Here is a 22,147-nt window from a genome sequence, read left to right on the forward strand (position 1 = left end):
ATATCCATGGTAAATTCAGAAGACGTCAGAAAGATTGCTAAACTTGCCGACATCGGAGTTGATGACGGCGAAATTGAAGAGTTTACATCCCAGTGCTCAGAAATTCTCACATACTTCGAGATGCTTGATACCCTCCCTCAGGGAAAAGGAGTAGATCGTGGTCTCATCAATATTTTCAGAGAAGATGAGGTCACAGATTCTTTGAGCCAGGAAGAAGCACTCAAAAATGCAAAGGAAACCGAAAACGGTTATTTCAAGGCACCGAGGGTGATGTAATATGTCAAAAAAACTCACCTTCTCAATTTCTGATACCATCAATGCCTTCATCACCACCATTCCGGAAATTGAATACACTGACGGGAATCTGAGCGGAACAACCGTAGCAATAAAAGACAATATTTCAACGAAAGGAATAGAGACAACCTGCGCCTCAAAAATTTTGAGAGGATATATCCCACCCTATGATGCTCATGTAGTATCGCTTCTTAAATCAGCAGGAGCTGCCATCGTAGGCAAGACAAATATGGATGAATTTGGGATGGGCACAACGACTGAGAATAGTGCCTTTGGTCCCACACTCAACCCATGTGACAATAACAGGGTACCTGGCGGTTCATCAGGAGGCTCTGCAGCAGCGATAGCGGCCGGGTACTGTGATATGGCACTAGGTTCAGATACTGGTGGTTCAATCAGGTGTCCAGCTGCGTTTTGTGGAATAGTCGGCCTGAAACCAAGTTATGGAAGAGTCTCCCGGTACGGACTTATTGCATATGCAAATTCTCTTGAACAGATTGGCCCAATGGCAAAGGATGTCACCGGAGTATCACGTCTCTTCTCAGTAATTGCCGGACATGACAAACGGGATTCAACCTCGGTAGACAGACCTTACACCCATACACCGGACCCTTCAATCAAAGGTCTTCGTATCGGTCTTCCATCCGAGTTTTTTGGTGAAGGAGTCGATCCTAAAGTTGCTGATACGGTCAAACAGGCAATATCTACTCTCGAAAAAGCCGGTGCAGAGGCTGTACCCTGCTCCATGCCATCTATGAGTCATGCCCTGGCGGCCTACTATGTTATCTGTACCAGTGAAGCCTCGTCAAACCTTGCACGATTTGATGGGATTAGATATGGTCCGGGTGGAGATCTTCGAAAGAGTTGGCATGAAGAATTTTCTGATAGAAGACAGGAACGGTTTGGAAAGGAAGTTAGAAGAAGAATAATTCTTGGAACTTTTTCTCTCGCAGCCGGATACTTTGGAAGATATTACCAGAAGGCACAGACCGCCAGACAGATGGTTCGTGATGATTTTACAAGGCTATTCAAGGAAGTGGATCTTGTTGCAGGTCCAACGATGCCATCTATCGCTTTCAAACTAAAAGAAAAGTCAGACCCTCTGCAAATGTACCTTTCAGATATTCTGACTGTGCCAGCGAATCTTGCGGGCGTTCCAGCCATATCAGTACCCTGTGGAAAGGTTGATGGTATGCCTGTTGGACTCCAGCTCATTGGAAAGCACTTCGAGGACGAGAAAGTTATTGATGCTGCATTTGCATACGAGCAGGAGGCAGCCTGATGGAACACGAAGATGTAATTATTGGTCTTGAGATTCATTGTCAGCTCAATACTAAGTCCAAACTCTTCTGTGGTTGTTCAACTGACTTCAGAGATGACGAACCGAATACACATACTTGTCCGGTATGTCTCGGACTGCCTGGAAGCATGCCAGTTGTCAATAAAAAAGTCATCGAATTTGCGATGAGAGTTGCAAAGGCTTTGAACTGTACCGTTTTAAAGGAATGCGATTTTTCCCGGAAAAACTACTTTTACCCTGATCTCAACAAAGCATACCAAATCACCCAGTACGATCGCCCACTTGCCGAGTGGGGAAAACTCATGATAGAGGGTGAAGACGGAGAGCGAGATATCAGGATCACCAGAATACATGTAGAAGAAGATCCGGGTCGGTCAGTTCATATGGGGACTACTGACCGGGGAAAATATACCCTTATTGACTACAACCGTGCAGGTATCCCACTCATAGAAATCGTCACCGAACCTGATCTCAGATCACCCAAGGAAGCACGGCGGTTCCTCAACAAACTTCGAGCAACACTTGAATATCTGAATGTTTTTGACAGTGAAAAGGAGGGATCTCTCAGAGTTGATGCCAACATTTCACTCAAGGGGTCTGGAAGAGTGGAAGTCAAAAACATTTCCTCATATAAAGGAGTGGAGAAGGCTCTCACTTTTGAGATTACACGGCAGCGTAACGTGATTCGCAGAGGTCAGGTTGTGGCACGGGAAACACGACATTTTCTGGAGGCCCGGGGAGTCACCACATCATCACGAAGTAAAGAGGAGGAGAATGATTACCGGTATTTCCCTGAACCTGATCTCATGCCGATGCAGGTTTCTGACTGGGTGGATGGAATAAAACTTCCTGAACTACCGGATGCAAGGCGTGAGAGATTCATGCAACAGTATGGCTGTTCTCTTGAGCATGCACGTACTCTTACCGGAGGGCTCAAGTTAGCAGAATTCTATGAGGGGGTTGCAAAGACTGATGCAGGTCTTGCAGCAACATGGACTGCCGATTACCTGCTTGGAGAACTCAACTATCGTGACTTTTCTATTGATGTCATGCCTCCGGCACATTTCATAGATCTCATTACTCTTCTGAAATCTGATACAATCACAGATAAGAGCGGTGTTGAAATCCTTCGAACAATTCTGGACCAGATTAAAGCCGGAGAAAAACCGGAGATGCCTACAAAAATTGTAGCACGCCTTGGTCTTGCAAAAACCGGAGGGGATGAGATATCCACAATGGTCAGGGAAGTAATAGCAGAGAACCCTCAGCCTGTTGCTGACTATCATGCAGGAAAAGGTCCTGCTCTGAACTTTTTAGTGGGTCAGGTTATGAAGAAGTGTCGTGGACGTGCAGATCCAGGTCACTTAAATGTACTTCTCAGAGAAGAACTTGACAAGTTGCAGGGCGTGGAATAAACAAAGGATTGGGATATCAATATGCATCTAATCATCGCGGAAAAGAATATTGTTGCGAATCGTATCGCACAGATACTTGCCGGCAAAGAGAAGATATCCCAGAAAAAAGAGGGAGGTGTCAATCTTTACCAGTTTGGAGATACGGCCACAATCGGACTTCGTGGTCATGTGGTGGAGATCGATTTTGTGGAAGGATACACAAACTGGCGATCAGAGACCCATCCTCCCCGTTCTCTCATAGATGCCGGTGTTCTTAAACGACCAACCGAACCAGCGATTGTAAAACTTGTCCAAAAATTATCAAAGAAAGCTGACCGGGTTACGATTGCTACTGATTTTGATACTGAAGGAGAACTTATTGGAAAAGAGGCATTTGAACTCGTCCGTGCGGTCAACCAGAAGGTCAAAGTGGATCGTGCCCGGTTTTCTGCCATCACTCCTGAAGAGATCAATCATGCCTTTTCAAATGCCTCTGATATTGATTTCGATCTGGCAGCAGCAGGAGAGGCCAGGCAGATTGTAGACCTGCTCTGGGGTGCTTCACTAACCCGGTTCATCAGTCTTGCTGCACGACGGGGAGGAAACAATATCCTTTCTGTAGGAAGAGTACAGAGCCCCACTCTCGCCATGATCGTAGATAGGGAACGTGAGATAGAATCTTTTATTCCCGAACCTTACTGGGAACTTTCCCTTGACACAGAAAAGGATGGGGAGACTTTCAGTGCACGCCATATCAACGGAAAGTTCACAGATAAAGAGCAGGCAGATACAGCATATGCTGCGACGAAAAAACCCCTGAAGGTGACCGATGTCAAAGAAGGAACGAGAGCTGACAAAGCACCAACACCATTTGACACCACCGGATTTATCGTCGCAGCCGCACGACTCGGGCTTTCTGCAGCAAATGCAATGCGCATTGCTGAAGACCTTTACATGAATGGATACATCTCGTATCCAAGAACTGATAACACAATATATCCCCCATCTCTGAACCTGGAATCCATTCTTGATACCCTTTCCAAGACTCAATTCAAAAAAGAGGTAGACTGGGTCAGAAAGAACAGACGTAAAACACCTACACAGGGAAAGAAATCTTCTACTGATCATCCTCCTATCCATCCGGCAGGGGCTGCTACACCAGAGCAACTTGGTGAAAACTGGAAGGTGTATGAACTGGTAGTACGCCGGTTCCTTGCAACACTTTCCCCTGATGCAGAATGGATGACGATGAAGATCAACCTCACTGCATCCAAAGAAGGATACACTTCAACAGGAAGCAGGCTCAAGGAAGCCGGTTGGAGAACGGTATACACGTACTCTGATGCCAAGGATTCTATTCTGCCAGTCGTAAAACCCGGAGAGGAACTTCCAATCAAGAATGTAAATCTTGAAGAGAAACAGACTCAGCCTCCACCGCGATACTCCCAAAGCAAACTTATCCAGGTAATGGAAGAACTTGGACTTGGAACAAAGTCCACCAGGCATGAGGTTATCCAGAAACTTGTTGGCAGGAAGTACATCGAAGGAAACCCGCTCAGGCCGACTCTCGTTGGAAGAGCGGTTACTGAGTCACTCGAAGGACACGCTTCTGAGATTACGAGTCCTGAAATGACCAGTACTCTTGAATCCGCGATGGAGGATATCAAGGTTAAGAAGCAGTCACGAGACCTGGTCGTCACTGATTCCAGGGTCATGCTGCATAAGGTCTTTGATGCGCTTGAGCCCAACAGTGAACTTATCGGTAGAGAGATTATGGATCAGACCGATGAGGAACTGACTATTGGTCCATGTCCGATATGCGGGAAAGACCTTCGTATCAGGCGTAAAGGTGTCTCTCAATTTATTGGCTGTACTGGATATCCGGACTGTACTTTCAATATCAGTCTCCCAAGTTCCATGTGGGGAGGTGCCGTCAGAACCAAGGCAGTCTGCGAGATCCATAATCTCAATCACATCAGTCTCATTGCCAAGGGATCGCGTCCCTGGGAGATGGGCTGTCCACTTTGCCAGCTCATCACTCAGCAAAAGGACATCTTTGCAATGATTCCTTCTATGACAGAAAAGATCAGAGAGGATCTTTTGTCAGCAAAAATTTACTCTGCTTTTGAACTTGGAAAAATGGATCCAGAAGCTCTTATGAAAGCAATAGGAGTCACAAAAAAGGCAGCAGAGCAACTTATCAAAGAGACTCTCGATGTGATGGCACTCCTAAAAAAGCGTTCAGAATGCAAAAAATTCATGAAGCAGTTCGTCCCGCCAAAACGGGGACGTAGTCACACCAAGGTGATGTCTTCATTCACAGCTTCCGGAATAAACAGTATTGATGATCTCTCAAAAGTCTGTGTTGAAGATCTCAAGAAAGCAGGGCTGACAGAAGAAGAAGCAAACACACTCAAAGCCGAAGCAGTTCTTCTTACAAGTAAAAACCAACTCAAAGAGATCGGAGTACCAACCACCTCCCTGCGGAAATACCAGGAAGCAGGGTTTATTGGACCTGAGGATCTTTTAGGATCACATCCTGCTTACATCAGCCTGAAATCAGGTGTTTCAATCGATACAGTAAGTAAACACGTTGCACTGGTTGCACAATATCTCAATAAAGAACAACCTGTAAAAATTACAAAGAAACATCTTGAAAAAGGTCGTGAAGAACTTCTCAGTCTAAAGGGTATTAGTGAACCTGTGCTTGAGCAATTATACTGTGCGGGAATCATTGACCTCAAATCACTTAGTACTGCAAATCCTGATAAGGCTGCAAAAATTTGCGGACTTTCAAAAGAGAAGATAAAACAGTTCAAGGCAGCAGTCCCTGTCTGAACTGCAATCTATTTCCCTTCTTACGGCGAGTCTTAAGAAGAATCCGAGGCTGGACCAGTTATGTATACAAAATGGAAGACCTGGGCTCATGTTACCAAACTCGATCCAGATAAGAACCTGAACGAGGATCAGCTGGCAGAGATAGCCACAAGTGGCACTGATGCCCTGATGCTCTCAGGAACCCTGAATATTACAAAAGAGAACATGCAGGAGCTTCGGGATCAGGTCAGGGAATATGGGCTTCCCCTGGTAGTTGAACCAGCCGGTCCTGAAGCTGTTATCGCAGAGGGGATTGATCTTCTCTATATTGCCAGCGTGATGAACACCAATCAGGCACAATGGATTGTTGGCAAACACAAAGAATGGGCCCTCCACAATAAAGTCCAATGGGACAGGGTCATTCAGGAAGCATACATTGTTCTCAACCCGAATTCATCTGTCGCGAAAGTAACAGGATCAGACTGTTCAATAGGAGCTCAGGAAGTTGCAGCTTATGCTGAAGTAGCTGACCATTTCTTCCAGTTTCCTGTTGTCTACATCGAATATAGTGGAACGTATGGTAACCCTGAAATTGTGAAAGCTGCAGCAGAAGCAATAGACAATGCTGTTCTCTACTATGGTGGAGGAATCGATTCAGGTGAGAAGGCAGCAGAGATGGCTCAATATGCTGATACTATCGTTGTTGGAAATGCAGTCTATGACAAAGGTGTCCAGACCCTGATAGAGACAGTTCAGGCTATTCAGTAATTTTTTTTAATGCCACGTATTAGGATTGTTCTGGTAGAACCTCTCTATGAGGGAAATGTCGGTTTTTCAGCACGGGTGATGAAAAACTTTGGATTTACTGATCTTGTTCTCATCAATCCATGTCCTCTTGGCATTGATGCATTTGCACGGGCATCACATGCAAAGGATGTCTTAGAGCAGGCTGTGGTTACAGATCTGGAAGATATTTTTGCTACGAGTAATATGATTATTGCAACTACCGGCGCTCTCTCTCATTCTGCGTGCCATCCTATAAGGATGCCATTTTACTCTCCTAAAGAACTGCGTGAGATGATATCAGATACTGAAGGAACCATATCCATACTCTTTGGAAGAGAAAACTGGGGACTCAACAACGAAGAAGTCAGAAGATCAGATATAATCTGCACTATTCCAACTTCAGATATCTATCCGATTGTCAATCTCTCACATGCGGTTGGAATTCTCTGCTATGAATTAGCGAATATTTCAAAAGGGGAAATCGCCCTTGCATCTCCTGAAGAAATGACACATCTGTATTCACATATCGATGAATATCTTGATCTCGTGGATCACCCACGATTCAAACGCGAATCCACAATGACCCTGATACGCCGGATTCTTGGAAGGTGTAATCTGACGTGGAGAGAAGCTACAACTATCCATGGACTTCTTCGAAGATCAGAATGGAGATTTGTTCCAAAAGATCATGACGATGGATGCCAGGATAGCAATAGAAAGACAGACAGTAAATACGATCCAGACGATACCGATAGTAATGATCCTTGTTGACTGGCAGATCGTTGATCGCATCAGGCGGGGCTTTATCACCGTTGATCCCTACAAACCTGAACTTGTTCAGCCAAATTCTCTGGACATTAGGTTAGGTAACCATTTTGCATGGTATGAAACCTGTGACGATGTTATTGACCCTTTTGACTGTGACTCTGTCACGAGTAAAACACAGGAGATGACAGCAGAGAGCATAGTTCTCCATCCGGGTCAGTTTATTCTTGCGGAGACTATGGAACTTATCGAACTGCCGGATAATATTGTTGCCAGTATTGAAGGAAAGAGTAGTATCGCAAGACTTGGAGTTGAACTTCATCAGACCGGAGGCTGGATTGACGCAGGTTTCAGGGGCAGCATTACTCTGGAGATGTGTAACGTAAATCATCGCCCGGTCAGACTTCATGCAGGAATGTCAATTGGTCAACTTGTGTTTTACAGCACAGAACGGGCTGAATGTCCATATAATTCAAAGCATGATGCAAAATACATGAACCAGCGCCAGGCCACCCTTTCACGATATTACGAAAACAAACAATAGGCTGTGTTTTATTGCCAATGAGCGCCAATAGATTCGGGTATTGATTCCGGAGAATAATTCATGCGCCTTCTTTTGATACATTCAGATCATATTGAATACGAAGCGAAGAAAAAGACAAAATTCGCTGAGGACCCTTGTAATCCATCTGATTCGTTTGATGAATCCCTCGTTGCGTTCTGCGCAGTAGAGGCACCAGACGAGGATGGAATTGAAGATGTTGTAACTCAGGCTGTTGCATCCATTGAAGAGATGTCAGGTCAGACCAAATGCAGGAGAGTAATGGTATACCCATATGCTCATCTGAGCAGCGATCTCTCTTCACCTGACATTGCAGTAGAAGCACTCAAAGCATTAGAGACTTCTCTTGCTGAAGCAGGCTTTGAGGTAAAACGTGCCCCATTCGGCTGGTACAAATCTTTCACTGTTTCATGCAAAGGTCATCCACTTTCAGAGCTTTCACGTACACTCACCCCGTCAGAAGATGTTGTCAAGGTGGAGAAATCTCCGGTCACCCACAAATTCTTTGTGATGACTCCTGACGGTTCCACACATGATTATCAGAAATTTGTTGATGATTCACCATTTGGCTGTTTGATCAAGAAAGAGACTGGCATTCCTGTACCAGCGGGAGGAGAGCCAATTCATGTCGATCTGATGAGAACAAAGGAGTTCGTGGATTATGAACCGGTCTCCGATGTTGGTCACCTCAGATGGATGCCACGTGGGAAACTTGTCCGTGATCTTCTTGCAGACTATGCACTTGCAATGGTTCTTGAACATGGTGCAAGTCCGGTAGAAACGCCTGTGATGTATGACCTTGCTGACAAGGCAATCTATGAACATGCAGACAAGTTTGGAGAGAGGCAATACCGGTTCAAGAGCGGTAACCGCAACATGATGCTCAGGTTTGCAGCATGCTTTGGAATGTTTACCATCATGCGGAACATGCACATCTCACCAAACAATCTTCCAATGAAGATGTATGAGCTCTCCACCTATTCATTCCGACATGAACAGAAGGGAGAGGTCATCGGTCTGAAAAGATTACGTGCTTTTACCATGCCTGATATGCATTCCCTTTGTAAGGACATGTCAGATGCCCTTCAGTGCTTTGAAGAGCAGCTTGCAATGGGATGGCAGACCGGAGTAGACTTTGGTACTCAGCTTGTAGCTGTGTTCAGGTGTACTGAAGAATTCTACAAAAACAATGAAGCATGGATCAAAAAGATTGTTGCCCAGTCAAAGGTCCCGGTTTTGATTGAGACACTCTCAGATCGTGTTCACTACTGGATTGCAAAGATAGATCTTGCTGCAATTGATGGACAGCAGCGACCAATCGAAAACCCGACCGTTCAGATTGATGTGGAAAGTTCACGGAGATTTGGAATCAAGTATCATCTCAATGATGGAACCGAGGTTTTTCCACCGATTCTTCACTGTTCACCTACCGGATCTGTTGAGCGTGTCTTTTGCGCAATTCTTGAAAATACCGCAAACCAGAAAGTTGCCCACCTTCCAACCTGGTTATCTCCAACCCAGGTACGGGTAATTCCGGTTGCAGAACGCCATGGACAGGCTGCTGAAAAAATAGCAAATACACTCACAGCAGCACGGATCAGAGCAGATTACGACAACCGGGAAGAATCAGTCGGGAAGAAAGTCAGAGAAGCAGGAATGGACTGGGTTCCTTACGTAGTAGTTATTGGTGACAGCGAAGCAGAGTCCGGAAACCTTACCGTTACTGTAAGGATGAAGTCTGAACCCAATAAACCGTTCAAGATCACCTGCACAGTTGATGAACTCATAAAGACTGTTCAGGATGAAATTTCCGGAAAACCTTACCGGCCTTTATATACCCAGAAATTACTATCCATGCAACCCCGATACATCTAACTCTTTTTTTCCGGGTGAGAAATATCCAAAATAGTATCCATCAGATAAATCCTTGATTACTTTCTGAAAAGATCACAAAAAAAGAAAATTCTGAAATCAGTGGATATTTAAACTACCGAACTTATTTTCTCATTCTCAAGATCCTCTACCCAGCGGTATACCATATGCTGCAGAACGATCCCAACTAATGCACAGACGAGTCCACCTATCGCTCCCTGGATGATATACGCAACACCAACATCAGGAGTTACCGGAAAGTTTCTAAGATTCAAGCTGGAGAGAATGTAGCTCGCTCCCCCAAATACAAGCACACCGATGGAACTTAAAAAGAAAGAAAAAATCACTGCTCGATTAAGAGATTCCCTTTCATACATGAAACTATCAATGATAGTTCCCAGTGATGTTGTGATTGCTGCTAGGGTAAACCAGAGAACAGCACTCCATATAAAGATCATTACCATTGGAAAGATGCCTGATCCGTCCCAATAGATAGCAAGGGATGAACTACCTTCCATTACCCCGATAACAGCGAAGAGCATGGCTCCGATATAGGTAACAAATGAGAAACGCCCACGGTACAGGGTCGAACGCATATCGGTAACCTGGGTACGCATGAAATCGTCCAGAGAAAATCCTTTGTACAGAAGATACCCCCCGATACCTGCTGCTATTATTATTGTAGCCACTTCCGGTTTGCTTAACGCATAGGATACAGCATACAGAAGGAGAGTAAGACCTGGAAGGACGAGAACCAGTTTTGAGATCTTTGGATCGCTCAGAAGTTTCTTGAGTATGTAAAAGGTTCCTTCTAGGTTTGGCATCTGGCTGACAACTACCCTTTGAATTGATGAGATTCGGATTTTTCCCTGAATAATTGGAAGAACATACTCATCTTCACCTCCATCAGTTACCAGAATGCACTGATCAGCCCCGCAGGAAGCGACAACCTCACCAACAAGTTTTGCAATTTTCCGGTCTCCTTCAATAAATCTGAAATGATTCCCCCCGATAACTGCGATCTCCGGGTTTTCCCCCTCTTCCCGGAGCCGGTCATACGTTGAGATCGTCTGGAAAATTGCATTGACATCAGAGTCTTCAGGATCAGCAAGAGCAAGCTTTACTGCAGCGTCAAGACATGCTGTTCTGCCAATCACCGGGCTCTCTATCGATGCCTTAAACCCGATATCGTCATCACGATCGATATTGAGTACTAGAGTTCGAGAAGATCCCATGAGGAGTTTTTCGTAGTATTGGTATTAATGGGTTCCTTTCTTTGAAAGGTGACCAAAAATCTTTGAATGAATATTGATAATATGATATCTTAAAAAAGGACTTCACATTTAAACGATAACTATCAGAATAAATTGAAAAAAAACTGAAAAGAGAGTCTGAATCAGACCAGTTTGGACCGCTGAAGGAGGAGCAGATCCTCGGTTGTGAGTTTCTCTCCTGCTTTGAACAAAGAGAAGACCTGTTCTGCTTCCTTGCGGACTTCCTTCTGTTCCTTTGTAGTCTTGGTCTTCTTGGTCTTCTTGCGCAGACCGCCGATTACCTTATCGTAGTCACGCAGTTCCTTCTGGCAGGAGATGAAGAGCTTGTGTTCGTTATCAGCTGCTTCCTGGGCCTCAACAAACTGTTTGTGTGCTGCATCAGCCTGCTCACGTGAAGAATCAGCCTTGCGGTAGCATTCGACCATCAGGTCGTGGTGCTTCTGAGCATCCTCTGCAAGCACAGTGACTCTCTCATGAATCTCTGATGCCTGACGGCGGTACTCCTTTGCAAGAGTTATTTTCTCCTTTACTTCCTTATTCTGTTCGATCTCAGCTTCCTGATCACGGAGTTGTTCCTTTAACAGCTTGATCTTTTCGATCAATTCACGCTCTTTCTCAGTCGTGAAGACTTCAGTCTGCTGCCTGAACTCCATATGTTCAATCTGCTTGTGCAGCTCCTTGATGCCACGGCTTTTGATACCACCGTGATCCTTTTTAAAGGAGTCTATGTCAGCAAAAAGAACATTTGCCTTCTCATTCAGCTCGTTGCGCTGATCCTTAAGATCCTGTACTTCCTTGTTAAACTGATCACGCAGTTCCTTGTGCTTCTGCGCTTCTTCAACAAACTCGCGGGTCTGATTGTTCAGAGTGTTTCGCTCTCTGGCAAACTGGCTTGCCTGCGCGTTAAACTCGTTCCGCTTGTTTTTATGATCTTCAGAACCATCGATGGTTCCTTTTCTTTTGTCAATCAGTTCGTTCAACATCTTTCACCAATCCTCGCTGAAAAAAGGCACGCCTGGTATCCCAATACCATGATAAAGGTGTGACACTACGCGAGAACAATACGGAGTACAAGATGGAGTAGGTGCGATAGTGATCAGAATCAGAATTACTGCCCGCATCAGAGATGTGATCTTGATGACAAATCCGTGCAGACGATTAAAAAGCATTTCTTCTGTTCGACAACGGTTCTTGTTCGCAACACGATCCACGTATATTCGACTCCCAATTCCAGAAGGCCCCGGGAGGTGAGACCTTCGTATCGTTCTTCGTGAAGGGAACCTCAGTGACCTTCTATCATTAAGAGAACTCTATATGCATTAAGAGTTTCGTAAAATCTGCAAGGAGAAGAGTTAGGAAGTAGATGAAAAAGTATTGTGAGGATCTTGGCAGACTGTTAATACTCTTTCTTATTTAAAGTAGAAGATATCGGGACCGCTTGCAAGATCACATGCTGCAGATGGCATACGTGGCTTAATCCGGCCAACGTCTGGTGTTTTGGGTGCACGAATCTTTTGATCCATCTCTTCGAGCCTTACACGGTATGGGTGCTTCGGTTGTGCGATGGCATCTCCATTCTTAACACCGGTCATGATAGCAAGCACGCGAACCTTACCTTCCATATCATTGCGGATTCTTGCTCCCCAGATGACATCCGCATGGGGATCAAGTTCATAGGTCAGGGACGATGCAATCTCTTCAGACTCTATCAATGTCAGATCACTGCCACCGGTGATATGGATAAGTGCACCAGTAGCGCCACGGTAATCAATATCGAGCATCGGATTTGAAAGACACTCACGAACAACACTTTCAGCCTTGTTCTGTTGTTTTGACTCACCGACAAGCATTGTTGCGACGCCACCCTTACTCATTATTGCCCTGACATCTGCATAGTCTATGTTTATCAGGGATGGTTCGGTGATTGTTTCAGTGATACCTTTGACAGTCTCTCCGATCAACTGATCCATAACAGAGAAGGACTGAGCCAGCGGGAGATTTGGAACAAAACTCTTGAGCCTGTTATTGTCAAGCAGAATGACAGAGTCACAGGACTTTGCCATGGCTTCAAGTCCGTCTTCAGCTCTTATCAGACGTGCTTTCTCAACATCGAATGGGTAACTGACCATACCAACAACGATTGCACCCTGATCTTTTGCAATCTGGGCCACAACTGGCGCTGATCCGGTACCGGTACCTCCTCCCATACCAGCGGTGATAAAACAGAGATCAACAGACTCGAGGAGAGTTTCAAGGGTCGGACGTGCCATCTCAGCAGCTTTTCTTCCGACATCCGGATATCCACCTGCTCCCAGACCCTTGGTAAGGCTCTTTCCGATCAAAATCCGCTTGTCAGACTGGATCATGTCCAGATGCTGTTTATCGGTATTGATCGCAATAGTCTCGGCTCCTGAAACCCCCATGTTATGAAGCCGGTTGATCGTATTGTTCCCTGCACCTCCACAACCTATGATGACAATTCTTGGCTGCCCGTCAAAATCATCTTCATAGTTCTGCATGGAACATTTCATTTCCTTCTCGCGTTCGGAATTTATTACCGCGGCATTAATGATACTCTGCATACTTAAATCCCCCTCAATCTAAAATGACAGTTGATCACTGTCTGAGAGAATGCGGTTAGCCCGCTTCTCGATGAGCTCTCGAACGGCATCTCTGATGGCTTCAGAGATGGTGGGAAACTCACCGGCATCCACCATCTTCTCAAGCACGCTGATCTGCTGCTCTGGTAGTCTGATGGTGATACGTTGCATGGTTGTTACCCTCAGTGATCTGACATTTGTCAGTCACATGTCGGCTTAACGTCAGACATATGGGCGACACCAGTCAGACACAACGAGATACACTTACTAGTATTCATAGATATTTAAATTTTACTTTTTGATTTTGGTTAAAAATCCCATACCTGTATATCTGGTTACAACCAGAGATCTGCAGATAGTGGCAATCAGATTCCCTTGTTTGAATAAGGCAGTTCATGGCGGCAAAGGCGTAGAAATCAAATCACACGAAAAAAAGCAAATATTTGATTATAGTACCAGCCTGAATCCAATGCCCCCAAAATTAACCTGGGATGTTTCCATTGATGCAATACGAGACTACCCTGATGATCAATATACACATCTCAAGGAAACGATTGCACATCACCATGGTCGAAAACCTGAAGAAATATGTGTAGGAAATGGCTCTGCTGAGGTGATACGGACTCTCTGCCATACCATGCTCAATGCGGGCAGCGTTGTAGAGGTTTCTCCCCATACTTTTTCAGAGTATGCGCTTTCCTCAAAACTCGCAGGGGCAGAAGTAACCGAAAAAAGATCGGCGCGAGTTGATCTGTCATTCGTATGTAATCCTGACAACCCTTCTGGCGTTCTGACACCACGGGATGAAATTTTAGAGCGATTAAATGATATAAAAGGGAGAGGGGGAATTCTTTGTGTTGATGAGGCATTCATCGATTTAGCTGATCCTCACGAGAGCGTATCAGACATACAGGATTGTGGCCTTTTTGTTCTTTGTTCCCTCACAAAGTCCTTCTCGATGGCAGGCGTCAGGTTTGGTTACGGAATTGGAGATCCGGATCTTATTGCGGCAATGGAAGTCATGCGACCACCCTGGACGATAAATGCATTTGCTGAAGCGATGGCACTTCAGGCATTTGACCTCTTCAAGGATCTTGAACTCTCGCGGGCATACATAGCAGAAGAACGTGCAAGAATTTGCAAAGAGGCAATCAGACTTGGCCTTAATCCCTCCCAGGCATCTGCCAATTATGTTCTCCTGGATATAGGGAGCGACAGTAAAGAATTCACCACCGCAATGTTCAATCAGGGGATTCTTGTCCGGGACTGTAGATCATTTGGCTTTCCAACATGTATCAGAGTAGCAATCAGAGATCACGAAACAAATAACCGACTCCTGGAGGCTCTATCTATTTGCTTGCGTTGATTATGGCAGGGGGAAGGGGAAGTCGGCTTCAAATGGGGGAAAAAGGACTTGTCCGGCTTTGTGACAGACCATTGATCGATTATGTCATAACTGCTCTGGAGGATGCGGGAGTTGAACAAGTGGTAGTGACAACACCCTCCACCCCATATACTGCCAATTACTGCAGAGTCAGGGGAATCGATCAGGTTTGCACGGAAGGCAAAGGATATGTTGAAGATATTATTGAAGCAGTGAATATCCTGAATGAAATAGGCCCAATTCTGATAGTTTGTGCTGATATTCCAGGTCTGACGAGTGATCATGTCAATTATATTCTATCCGGCTATAAAACCGGAGGAAAGCCTGCCTGTTCAGTCTGGATTCCTGCTCATTTGTTTGAAAAGCAGGGTTGTATTACCCAATTTACCCAGGAAACTTCCGGCATTCAGGCAGCTCCTGCTGGGATTAACATACTCCTCGGAGAATCCATAGAACAGGAACAGGAAGAACATTGTATTCTGATTGAAGATCCGGCACTCACGTACAATGTCAACACCCGGTCTGAACTAAAAGCAGCAGAAGAATTTTTTTCACATTTATAACAACTGATTTTAATTTTTCTCTCGTAATGACCGAATCATGATAAGCCCGCAGAGCAAAGATCTTTCATGAGTTTCTCCCGTGAGATTGAACTCGACGGGCATATTATCGATTCAGGAATCGTAGAGAATGTCCTTGACACCATCCTAGATATGGGTGGCGATTTTGAGTTCCTGGTATTTGAAGTTGGGAAGAAAAAGACTGATAAAAGTTATGCCAAAATTCGTATCAGTTCTGATAATTGCGACAAACTGGATGGAATTGTAAGCCGGTTGCACCGGCATGGTGCTCGTCTGGTGGAGGTTGCAGAAGTAAGTCTTGTTCCTGCAGAAGGCGAACGGATAGTCCCAAAAGGATTCTATTCAACAACAAATTATCCTACAGAAATCAAGTATTCCGGAGGATGGATCCAGGTTGAGAAGATCGAAATGGACTGTCTCATTGTGGTCAACCCGGATGAAAAACGGGCCATCTGCACACCAATGGATAAACTCAGGCAGGGCGATCTTGTTGTTATGGGAGAACTCGGAGTAAAAGTGTATCCTCCAGAGCGATCCCGTGACCACAATGAATTTGAATTCATGGGAGGAGGAGTATCATCAGAACGCCCAACCGAGACAATAATAGCCAAAATTGCTAAAGAGATGGTGGAACTTCATCAGCGGGGAGGAAAAGTAGCACTTGTTGGTGGTCCTGCCATTATTCACACCGGTGCGGCTGGTGCCTGTGCTGCATTAGTGCGTGAAGGATACATCAATGTTCTCTTTGCTGGCAATGCTCTTGCCACTCATGATATAGAGTACAGTTTATACGGAACTTCCCTTGGCATGAACATCAAGACAGGGGACCTAGTTTCTGCCGGCCACAAAAACCACCTGTACGCAATAAGTGAAGTTATGAGAGCCGGATCCATCCGTGCAGCAGTGGAGACCGGAGTTGTCCGATCAGGTATCATGTATGAATGCATCAAAAACAATGTTCCTTTCGTCCTGGCAGGATCAATCCGTGATGATGGGCCATTACCGGATGTAATTTCTGATGCTCGGATAGCACAGGATGAGATGCGGAAATATGTTCCAGATATCGGCATGGTGCTGATGGTTGCAACCATGCTTCATTCAATAGCAGTCGGAAACTGCCTGCCAGCATATGTCAGAACAATCTGTGTTGACATCAACCCTTCAACAGTCACGAAACTGATGGACCGGGGAACCATGCAGGCAATTGGAATAGTAAGTGATGCCGGAGCATTCATTCCGATGCTTCTCAGACAGATCAGGTTAATGACCGGTCAGTCGGAAGAATAAAAAGTTGTTTTTATCCAGTCAGAGGCATGGCATAAGGATGTTCATGTTCCATAATGAACTCCCATTCTTTTTTACACCCACATGACATTTCAAGGACTGAACGGATAAGTTCCTGATCTCCATTGAGATTATATTCGCGAATAGCATCAAGAATCATCTGATCACAGGTCCCGCAATTATGTGCTCCCCGTTTCTGTCCTCCTCCAAGTGGATCACATGTGATATGGACCGGAGCATCTGCTAAAACCTTAGCAACACTCCAAAGGTATGGTGGCCTGTATGAACCCTGACGCCAGAGTCGTTCAACGAGAGTATGGCGCTGAACAGAACAGGGATTCATTGATATTAGATCAGTATAGGGCAGGATCTCTTTTATCGAAGATACCATATCCTCGTATGCTTCACGTTCAGAGACATATGCGGGTTTATAGAGAAGATATGTCTTTACAAGCCCGCCTGCCCGCCTGATATCTTCTGCTGCAGTAATATACTGTGAAAAGGAAAGACCCTTATCAATACACTTTTCTCTGATAAGATCAGATGAAGTCTCAAGCCCGATTGCAATGATAAGGCCTCCCTGTCCGGATTCATTCTTTAACAAATCCACATAGGATGCAACCTTTTCATAATCCACATAATCCCCACGGCATTCTACTGTTAGAGTTCTACCCTTGCATAGATCAGCGATTCGTTCTCTAACAACAGGTGGGACCTCCTGATCATCAAAAAAAGTTCCCGAAGTATAGATCTTTACAAGTTTTGGATCATGTTCAGCGATGTTTGTAGCAAGAACTTCAATCTGCTCAATCATGGCACCTATCAGTTCTTGCACTGTCAGATCATGGTACCGTTCATGCCGGTACTGACACATCAGGCACCGGTTCCAGGAACATCCGCCTGATCGAAGGATAACAGTAACACTATTCAGAATTTCATCTAGAACACGGTCTGAGCCGGTCCATAACGCTATTGGAGTATTCTTCTGCTCTTTTTTCATAGAAAGAACCGATTAAGTTGTATTACTCCCGATCAAAACCGGAAAGTTATTACTCATACTATGTAAAGACCAACAATATATTAGGTCGTGCCGGTGAAATATATTCAGCTAATCATTTTGGAGGCGATTAGGACGTGATTCCCCGGCATTTTTACATAATATCAGTAGTATTTCTTGTTCTGGTCCTTTTCGGGACCAGCACTGTATCTGCATATTATCTCACTCTAGACGCTCCTGGAGAAGTGAGAGTAGGGCAGCCTATAACAGTAACTGGATCAACAAATGTCCCCCCACCCGATAAAATAGATGTGGTTCTTTCATTGTCATCGAATATTCCTGTAGAAAAGGATCGCAAATCAGTAGCAATTACAGATAAGGGTGATACCAGTTTTAATGTTACATTTCAAACAACCGGATATGAAAAAGGCAACTATAAAGTGGAAGCCCTTTCTCAAACCCTGCGGGATTTTTCAGCAGGGTCACGAAACCTGAGGGTTGTAAAACTTACAGATCGGTCTGACATTGTAAGGTTCTCTTCTCCGATGTTTCAGGATTTTGATGGTACTCTCAAGATTGAAACAAGGATACAGGGATACGAGGATAACGCAATCCAAATTCAGGTTCAGAAAGATAATACAACAGTGTTCGGTCCAGAATCAGTTCCTGTCAGCCGCGGGTTGATGAAGTATGAACTTCCAATCAAGGAACCTGGAACATATGTAATTACATTCAATGATTCGAAGGGATTCATTGGGACATACCCCGTGCAGGTTGGAGATGAAAAAACGGCTGTCACAGCAACACCAACTACAGAAGAGACAGAGGTACCCACAGTTCATCAAACAGAAAAAGCAACAGAGGCAAAAGTAAACCACACACCTACAACTCCTCAAGCTGAAAAGACTAAGAGTGTTGCTTCTCCTATTTCAGCAGAAACTACAATTCCTGATAATAAGTCAAGCGATAAACCGATTCCAATAGAAGGGATCAGTACAACTGCACCAGCATCACGTGATTCACCCGCATACATTCTGGTTACAGTAAAGCAGGCACCTGTCACAATATCAACATCCTCTGATGATGACTGGGTTTTGGAATATAAATTGAACCAGGGCTCAGCATCCGTAAAAGTAAACGATAAAGGAAGTGGATCACCTGAACAGGTGAAAATTACTGAATCTACACCGGAGATCTACCTTAAGGTATATCCCTACAGTTACAAGTCAACCGGTGATGTAACCATTACAGCCAGTAATGCAGAAACGGTTGGGCTCTCTGACAAGGCTGCACAGGCTTTTGGCGCTCCCCCGAGATATGGAAATACCGGAACCCAGGAAGAGAAGAAATCACCAGCTCCTCTTGCAGGGGTTGTCTTAGGTCTCATCAGCGCTGCCTGGTTATTGCGGCGGAAGTAAAATTTCTTTCCTTTTCTTTCTTATCTTTCAGCGTGAGAGTTTTTTTTGCAAATACAATAGGTCATTTTATTGCATTTCATGGTTTTTTTCTTTAAGTATTAGAATACCTTTTTAAGAGTGAACTGCGACCTACTAGAGGGAGCCGAGGTAGTCTAGTCCGGGAAGGCGGTGGTCTTGAAAACCACTGGTGTTTCACCTCAAGAGTTCAAATCTCTTCCTCGGCGTTTTAGTTCTTTTTTGGATAACTATGAGAATGAGATATCCTGTTTTCGAGGATCTTAATAGAACCGCAGGATATTAATTTTCTTATATTTCTATCAAAATTCAGCAACACCCACTACATATTTACCGGTATCTGCTGAACTCCCTGTATGAGGATTATTTTTTTTCTGATAATGGCAGCCAGTCTTTTATGTTCACCTTCATTGGCAGTTGACACATCGAACTGGATTAATGTAACATCTAATGCTGGATTTACATTTCAGATGCCATCATACTGGGCAAATGATCCCATGGGCCAGACCACGGAAGTAATCAGGACTGATAAAAGTGATGCAGTCCTGCTCATATCATATGAACCGTTTAATGTTACTGGCACTGATATTGCAGAAAAAGATTTGAAACAGCATATCGAGAATGAAATGGCCAATGTAAAAGTAAACAAAGTTGATACTATTGAAATTGAAAACCACAACATCACCGCGTCTGGAAATACATTAACCGGGACTATAATTACTGCCAGAGAGGAATTTTTAGATGATCATGTCAGACGATGGATCTGCGAATTCACTGATGAAAATGCGGTAACAAAATATAAAAATACCTTATTAACGATTATAAACAGCACCAAATTTAATTAAAAAAGAATTTTTTTTATTGATTCATCCCAGCGCTTAATTCATCAAGAAGTATCGCTTTGTCAAAGACCTCCAGAGCCTCGTCATATCTCTTGAGAAAATTTAAAGTATAACCTTTGTTGGTCCAGGCATCACTATATTCAGGATCTAACTCAATAGCCCGGTTACAGGATTCAAGTGCTTCGTTATATCGCTCCAGGCAATTTAACACATTTCCCTTGTTATTCCAGGCATCACTATAATCCGGGTTTATTGAAATTGATTTTTCACAAGCCTCAAGTGCTTCTTCATACCGGTCCAGATTAAAAAGACAGGACGATTTGTTATTCCATGCAATGAAATTTCCAGGATTCAGATGGATTGCCTTATTATCAACCTCAAGAGCCTCCTCATATTTCCCAAGAAGGAATAATATCATTCCTTTATCTGCCCAGAGATCTGAGTTGTCAGGCTCATCTTGTATAGTATTATTGTATTCCTGAAGCATCTCTTCATATTTTTCCAGTTCTCCTAAGATCTCTTTTTTCCTGCTTAAGAATTTAGAATCCATCTTTGAAAACGAGAACTTATCCATAAAGTAAGTTAGACAAAGAGAAGATTATTTTTTCCTTTTTGTATGGTAAAAAAATTCATGTATCATGCTATCAACTATTCCGGCCAGAGAAACACAATATAAAAAAATCATCTACTAATGCACTGCCTCAAATGCCGGTACAGCACATTTCTATAGGATAGTTATGCAGTACACGTTTGCATCCCGGATGGAGAATACCCCCCGGTCATTCATCAGGGAGATCCTCAAAGTGACACAGAAACCTGAAATTATCTCCTTTGCCGGAGGTTTGCCAAACCCTGAACTGTTTCCAGTGCAGGAACTGGCAGCGACTGCAGAGAAAGTCATTGCTGAGGAGGGAACTGCTGCACTACAGTATGCAACAACTGAAGGTCATCCCCCACTTCGTCAATGGATAGCAGATCGATACAAAAAACGTCTCGGCATAGAAATCTCTCCTAATGAAATTCTGATTACCAATGGATCCCAGCAATGTCTTGATCTGATTGGAAAGATTTTCATCAACAAGGGGAGTAACGTTGCAATTGAACGACCCGGGTATCTTGGTGCTATTCAGGCTTTTTCAATGTACGAACCGAACTTTTCCACGATATCACTTACATCAGAAGGTCCTGACATTAATGAGCTTGAAAGAGTGCTAACCCGCGACAAACCTTGTTTCTTCTATGGTGTTCCAAACTCTCAAAATCCTTCAGGAATTACATGGTCAAGAGAGAACCGAAAAGCAGTAGCTGAAACCCTTGAAAGATTCAGCACCATTTTCGTCGAAGATGATGCATACGGCGAACTCAAATTCAGGGGAAAACAGATGCCTTCCATAAAAGAGCTGATTCCAGATCTTACCGTAATGACGGGGTCATTCTCAAAGATTATTGCACCCGGTATGCGTATGGGATGGATCTGTGCACCAAAACAAATCCTCGAACAGGCAGTTACTGTAAAACAGGGTACAGATTTGCATTCAAACATTCTGAGCCAGAGAATTATTTCCCGGTTCCTTGCTGATTTTCCCGTAGATGCTCATATTTCCCGGATATCTGAGGCGTATTCAAACCAGTGCGACTGTATGTTATCTGCGATAAAGGCAGAATTTCCAGAAGGGGTAACCTGCACCAGGCCAGACGGAGGAATGTTTATCTGGGCAACTCTTCCTGAAGGATATTCCTCTATGGAATTATTCGAACGTGCGATAAAACAGGATGTGGCAATCCTTCCAGGTATCCCATTTTATACAGATGGCGGAGGACTGGATACAGTCAGGCTGAACTTCTCTAACTCAACTCCAGAACGTATCGAAGAAGGGATCTATCGCCTGGGTCAGGTACTCAAAGAATATCTTAAGGAAACTCCAAATCATCACGCAGCATAAAGATGGTTTTAAACCAGGA

The 22,147-nt window shown here is 44.3% G+C and carries 20 protein-coding genes and 1 tRNA gene; 15 read left to right on the plus strand and 6 right to left on the minus strand.

What is annotated here, in order from left to right:
- The first annotated feature begins 6 nt into the window (after positions 1-6).
- From gatC to DK846_RS04550, 8 genes are read left to right on the plus strand one after another with little or no spacing between them, the layout of a single operon-like run.
- Entirely contained in the window at positions 7-276 is a 270-nt protein-coding gene (gatC, locus tag DK846_RS04515) for an Asp-tRNA(Asn)/Glu-tRNA(Gln) amidotransferase subunit GatC (RefSeq protein WP_109967692.1), read from the plus strand.
- 1 nt (position 277) lies between these two features.
- Entirely contained in the window at positions 278-1,576 is a 1,299-nt protein-coding gene (gene gatA, locus DK846_RS04520; protein ID WP_109967693.1) for an Asp-tRNA(Asn)/Glu-tRNA(Gln) amidotransferase subunit GatA, read from the plus strand.
- A complete protein-coding gene (gene gatB / locus DK846_RS04525) occupies positions 1,576-3,009 on the plus strand; it encodes an Asp-tRNA(Asn)/Glu-tRNA(Gln) amidotransferase subunit GatB (RefSeq protein WP_109967694.1) in 1,434 nt (477 codons plus the stop codon). The genes gatA and gatB overlap by 1 nt, the downstream gene beginning before the upstream one ends.
- Before the next feature lie 21 nt (positions 3,010-3,030).
- Positions 3,031-5,826 (plus strand): DNA topoisomerase I, encoded by a 2,796-nt coding sequence (locus DK846_RS04530; protein ID WP_109967695.1) that lies wholly within the window; start codon positions 3,031-3,033, stop codon positions 5,824-5,826.
- Positions 5,827-5,886: 60 nt separating this feature from the next.
- On the plus strand, positions 5,887-6,573 hold the full coding sequence (locus tag DK846_RS04535) for a phosphoglycerol geranylgeranyltransferase (protein WP_109967696.1): 687 nt from the start codon (positions 5,887-5,889) through the stop codon (positions 6,571-6,573).
- Positions 6,574-6,582: 9 nt separating this feature from the next.
- The gene (locus tag DK846_RS04540) at positions 6,583-7,362 is read left to right on the plus strand and encodes an RNA methyltransferase (protein WP_109967697.1); all 780 of its coding nucleotides are present in this window, start codon (positions 6,583-6,585) and stop codon (positions 7,360-7,362) included.
- Positions 7,349-7,900 carry a dCTP deaminase gene (gene dcd / locus DK846_RS04545; protein ID WP_109967698.1) on the plus strand — a complete coding sequence of 184 codons (552 nt, stop codon included), beginning with the start codon at positions 7,349-7,351 and terminating at the stop codon, positions 7,898-7,900. Before DK846_RS04540 ends, dcd begins: the two co-directional genes overlap by 14 nt.
- Before the next feature lie 60 nt (positions 7,901-7,960).
- A complete protein-coding gene (locus DK846_RS04550) occupies positions 7,961-9,793 on the plus strand; it encodes a threonine--tRNA ligase (protein ID WP_109967699.1) in 1,833 nt (610 codons plus the stop codon).
- A 107-nt stretch (positions 9,794-9,900) separates the two neighbouring features.
- Here the strand turns inward: DK846_RS04550 and DK846_RS04555 are convergent, their stop codons facing one another.
- The 4 genes from DK846_RS04555 to DK846_RS04570 all read right to left on the minus strand — a co-directional run bounded on the left by DK846_RS04555 (position 9,901) and on the right by DK846_RS04570 (position 13,835).
- Entirely contained in the window at positions 9,901-11,025 is a 1,125-nt protein-coding gene (locus DK846_RS04555; RefSeq protein WP_109967700.1) for a DUF373 family protein, read from the minus strand.
- Between the two features lie 161 nt (positions 11,026-11,186).
- Positions 11,187-12,047 (minus strand): coiled-coil protein, encoded by an 861-nt coding sequence (locus tag DK846_RS04560; RefSeq protein ID WP_109967701.1) that lies wholly within the window; start codon positions 12,045-12,047, stop codon positions 11,187-11,189.
- A gap of 426 nt (positions 12,048-12,473) precedes the next feature.
- Positions 12,474-13,646: a cell division protein FtsZ gene (ftsZ, locus tag DK846_RS04565; RefSeq protein WP_109967702.1), complete on the minus strand. Its 1,173-nt coding sequence runs from the start codon at positions 13,644-13,646 to the stop codon at positions 12,474-12,476.
- A gap of 18 nt (positions 13,647-13,664) precedes the next feature.
- Positions 13,665-13,835, minus strand: coding sequence for a ribbon-helix-helix domain-containing protein (locus DK846_RS04570; RefSeq protein ID WP_109967703.1), 171 nt, complete (start codon positions 13,833-13,835; stop codon positions 13,665-13,667).
- Positions 13,836-14,022: 187 nt separating this feature from the next.
- Here DK846_RS04570 and DK846_RS04575 point away from each other — a divergent pair, with 187 nt between their 5' ends.
- The 3 genes from DK846_RS04575 to DK846_RS04585 all read left to right on the plus strand — a co-directional run bounded on the left by DK846_RS04575 (position 14,023) and on the right by DK846_RS04585 (position 16,916).
- The gene (locus tag DK846_RS04575) at positions 14,023-15,030 is read left to right on the plus strand and encodes a pyridoxal phosphate-dependent aminotransferase (protein WP_146201126.1); all 1,008 of its coding nucleotides are present in this window, start codon (positions 14,023-14,025) and stop codon (positions 15,028-15,030) included.
- Between the two features lie 2 nt (positions 15,031-15,032).
- Positions 15,033-15,611 carry an NTP transferase domain-containing protein gene (locus tag DK846_RS04580; protein ID WP_109967705.1) on the plus strand — a complete coding sequence of 193 codons (579 nt, stop codon included), beginning with the start codon at positions 15,033-15,035 and terminating at the stop codon, positions 15,609-15,611.
- Between the two features lie 66 nt (positions 15,612-15,677).
- The gene (locus tag DK846_RS04585) at positions 15,678-16,916 is read left to right on the plus strand and encodes an ornithine cyclodeaminase, nickel-pincer nucleotide-dependent (RefSeq protein WP_109967706.1); all 1,239 of its coding nucleotides are present in this window, start codon (positions 15,678-15,680) and stop codon (positions 16,914-16,916) included.
- Positions 16,917-16,926: 10 nt separating this feature from the next.
- Here the strand turns inward: DK846_RS04585 and DK846_RS04590 are convergent, their stop codons facing one another.
- Entirely contained in the window at positions 16,927-17,913 is a 987-nt protein-coding gene (locus DK846_RS04590) for an archaeosine biosynthesis radical SAM protein RaSEA (RefSeq protein ID WP_109967707.1), read from the minus strand.
- Between the two features lie 134 nt (positions 17,914-18,047).
- Here DK846_RS04590 and DK846_RS04595 point away from each other — a divergent pair, with 134 nt between their 5' ends.
- From DK846_RS04595 to DK846_RS04605, 3 genes are all read left to right on the plus strand, one after another.
- The gene (locus DK846_RS04595) at positions 18,048-19,328 is read left to right on the plus strand and encodes a hypothetical protein (RefSeq protein WP_109967708.1); all 1,281 of its coding nucleotides are present in this window, start codon (positions 18,048-18,050) and stop codon (positions 19,326-19,328) included.
- A gap of 141 nt (positions 19,329-19,469) precedes the next feature.
- Positions 19,470-19,552 (plus strand) — tRNA-Ser (locus DK846_RS04600).
- 171 nt (positions 19,553-19,723) lie between these two features.
- Positions 19,724-20,188, plus strand: coding sequence for a hypothetical protein (locus DK846_RS04605; protein WP_146201127.1), 465 nt, complete (start codon positions 19,724-19,726; stop codon positions 20,186-20,188).
- Between the two features lie 13 nt (positions 20,189-20,201).
- On the opposite strand, the gene DK846_RS04610 is transcribed toward DK846_RS04605, so the two are convergent.
- Positions 20,202-20,735: a tetratricopeptide repeat protein gene (locus DK846_RS04610; protein ID WP_181391623.1), complete on the minus strand. Its 534-nt coding sequence runs from the start codon at positions 20,733-20,735 to the stop codon at positions 20,202-20,204.
- 187 nt (positions 20,736-20,922) lie between these two features.
- Between DK846_RS04610 and DK846_RS04615 the strand changes: the two genes are divergently transcribed.
- Positions 20,923-22,128 (plus strand): aminotransferase-like domain-containing protein, encoded by a 1,206-nt coding sequence (locus DK846_RS04615; RefSeq protein WP_109967711.1) that lies wholly within the window; start codon positions 20,923-20,925, stop codon positions 22,126-22,128.
- Positions 22,129-22,147: the final 19 nt, after the last annotated feature.

Source organism: Methanospirillum lacunae (assembly GCF_003173355.1).
Lineage (GTDB): Archaea > Halobacteriota > Methanomicrobia > Methanomicrobiales > Methanospirillaceae > Methanospirillum > Methanospirillum lacunae.

Excerpts from the sequence above, each read along its gene's own strand:
- DK846_RS04615 (WP_109967711.1), top strand. The coding sequence starts at position 20,923 with ATGCAGTACACGTTTGCATCCCGGATGGAGAATACCCCCCGGTCATTC.
- DK846_RS04610 (WP_181391623.1), bottom strand. The coding sequence starts at position 20,735 with ATGGATTCTAAATTCTTAAGCAGGAAAAAAGAGATCTTAGGAGAACTG.
- DK846_RS04590 (WP_109967707.1), bottom strand. The coding sequence starts at position 17,913 with ATGAAAAAAGAGCAGAAGAATACTCCAATAGCGTTATGGACCGGCTCA.
- gatA (WP_109967693.1), top strand. The coding sequence starts at position 278 with ATGTCAAAAAAACTCACCTTCTCAATTTCTGATACCATCAATGCCTTC.
- DK846_RS04530 (WP_109967695.1), top strand. The coding sequence starts at position 3,031 with ATGCATCTAATCATCGCGGAAAAGAATATTGTTGCGAATCGTATCGCA.
- gatB (WP_109967694.1), top strand. The coding sequence starts at position 1,576 with ATGGAACACGAAGATGTAATTATTGGTCTTGAGATTCATTGTCAGCTC.
- DK846_RS04550 (WP_109967699.1), top strand. The coding sequence starts at position 7,961 with ATGCGCCTTCTTTTGATACATTCAGATCATATTGAATACGAAGCGAAG.
- DK846_RS04580 (WP_109967705.1), top strand. The coding sequence starts at position 15,033 with ATGGCAGGGGGAAGGGGAAGTCGGCTTCAAATGGGGGAAAAAGGACTT.
- DK846_RS04605 (WP_146201127.1), top strand. The coding sequence starts at position 19,724 with ATGGCAGCCAGTCTTTTATGTTCACCTTCATTGGCAGTTGACACATCG.
- DK846_RS04535 (WP_109967696.1), top strand. The coding sequence starts at position 5,887 with ATGTATACAAAATGGAAGACCTGGGCTCATGTTACCAAACTCGATCCA.
- gatC (WP_109967692.1), top strand. The coding sequence starts at position 7 with ATGGTAAATTCAGAAGACGTCAGAAAGATTGCTAAACTTGCCGACATC.
- DK846_RS04585 (WP_109967706.1), top strand. The coding sequence starts at position 15,678 with ATGAGTTTCTCCCGTGAGATTGAACTCGACGGGCATATTATCGATTCA.
- DK846_RS04560 (WP_109967701.1), bottom strand. The coding sequence starts at position 12,047 with ATGTTGAACGAACTGATTGACAAAAGAAAAGGAACCATCGATGGTTCT.
- dcd (WP_109967698.1), top strand. The coding sequence starts at position 7,349 with ATGATCCTTGTTGACTGGCAGATCGTTGATCGCATCAGGCGGGGCTTT.
- DK846_RS04540 (WP_109967697.1), top strand. The coding sequence starts at position 6,583 with ATGCCACGTATTAGGATTGTTCTGGTAGAACCTCTCTATGAGGGAAAT.
- DK846_RS04555 (WP_109967700.1), bottom strand. The coding sequence starts at position 11,025 with ATGGGATCTTCTCGAACTCTAGTACTCAATATCGATCGTGATGACGAT.
- DK846_RS04570 (WP_109967703.1), bottom strand. The coding sequence starts at position 13,835 with ATGCAACGTATCACCATCAGACTACCAGAGCAGCAGATCAGCGTGCTT.
- ftsZ (WP_109967702.1), bottom strand. The coding sequence starts at position 13,646 with ATGCAGAGTATCATTAATGCCGCGGTAATAAATTCCGAACGCGAGAAG.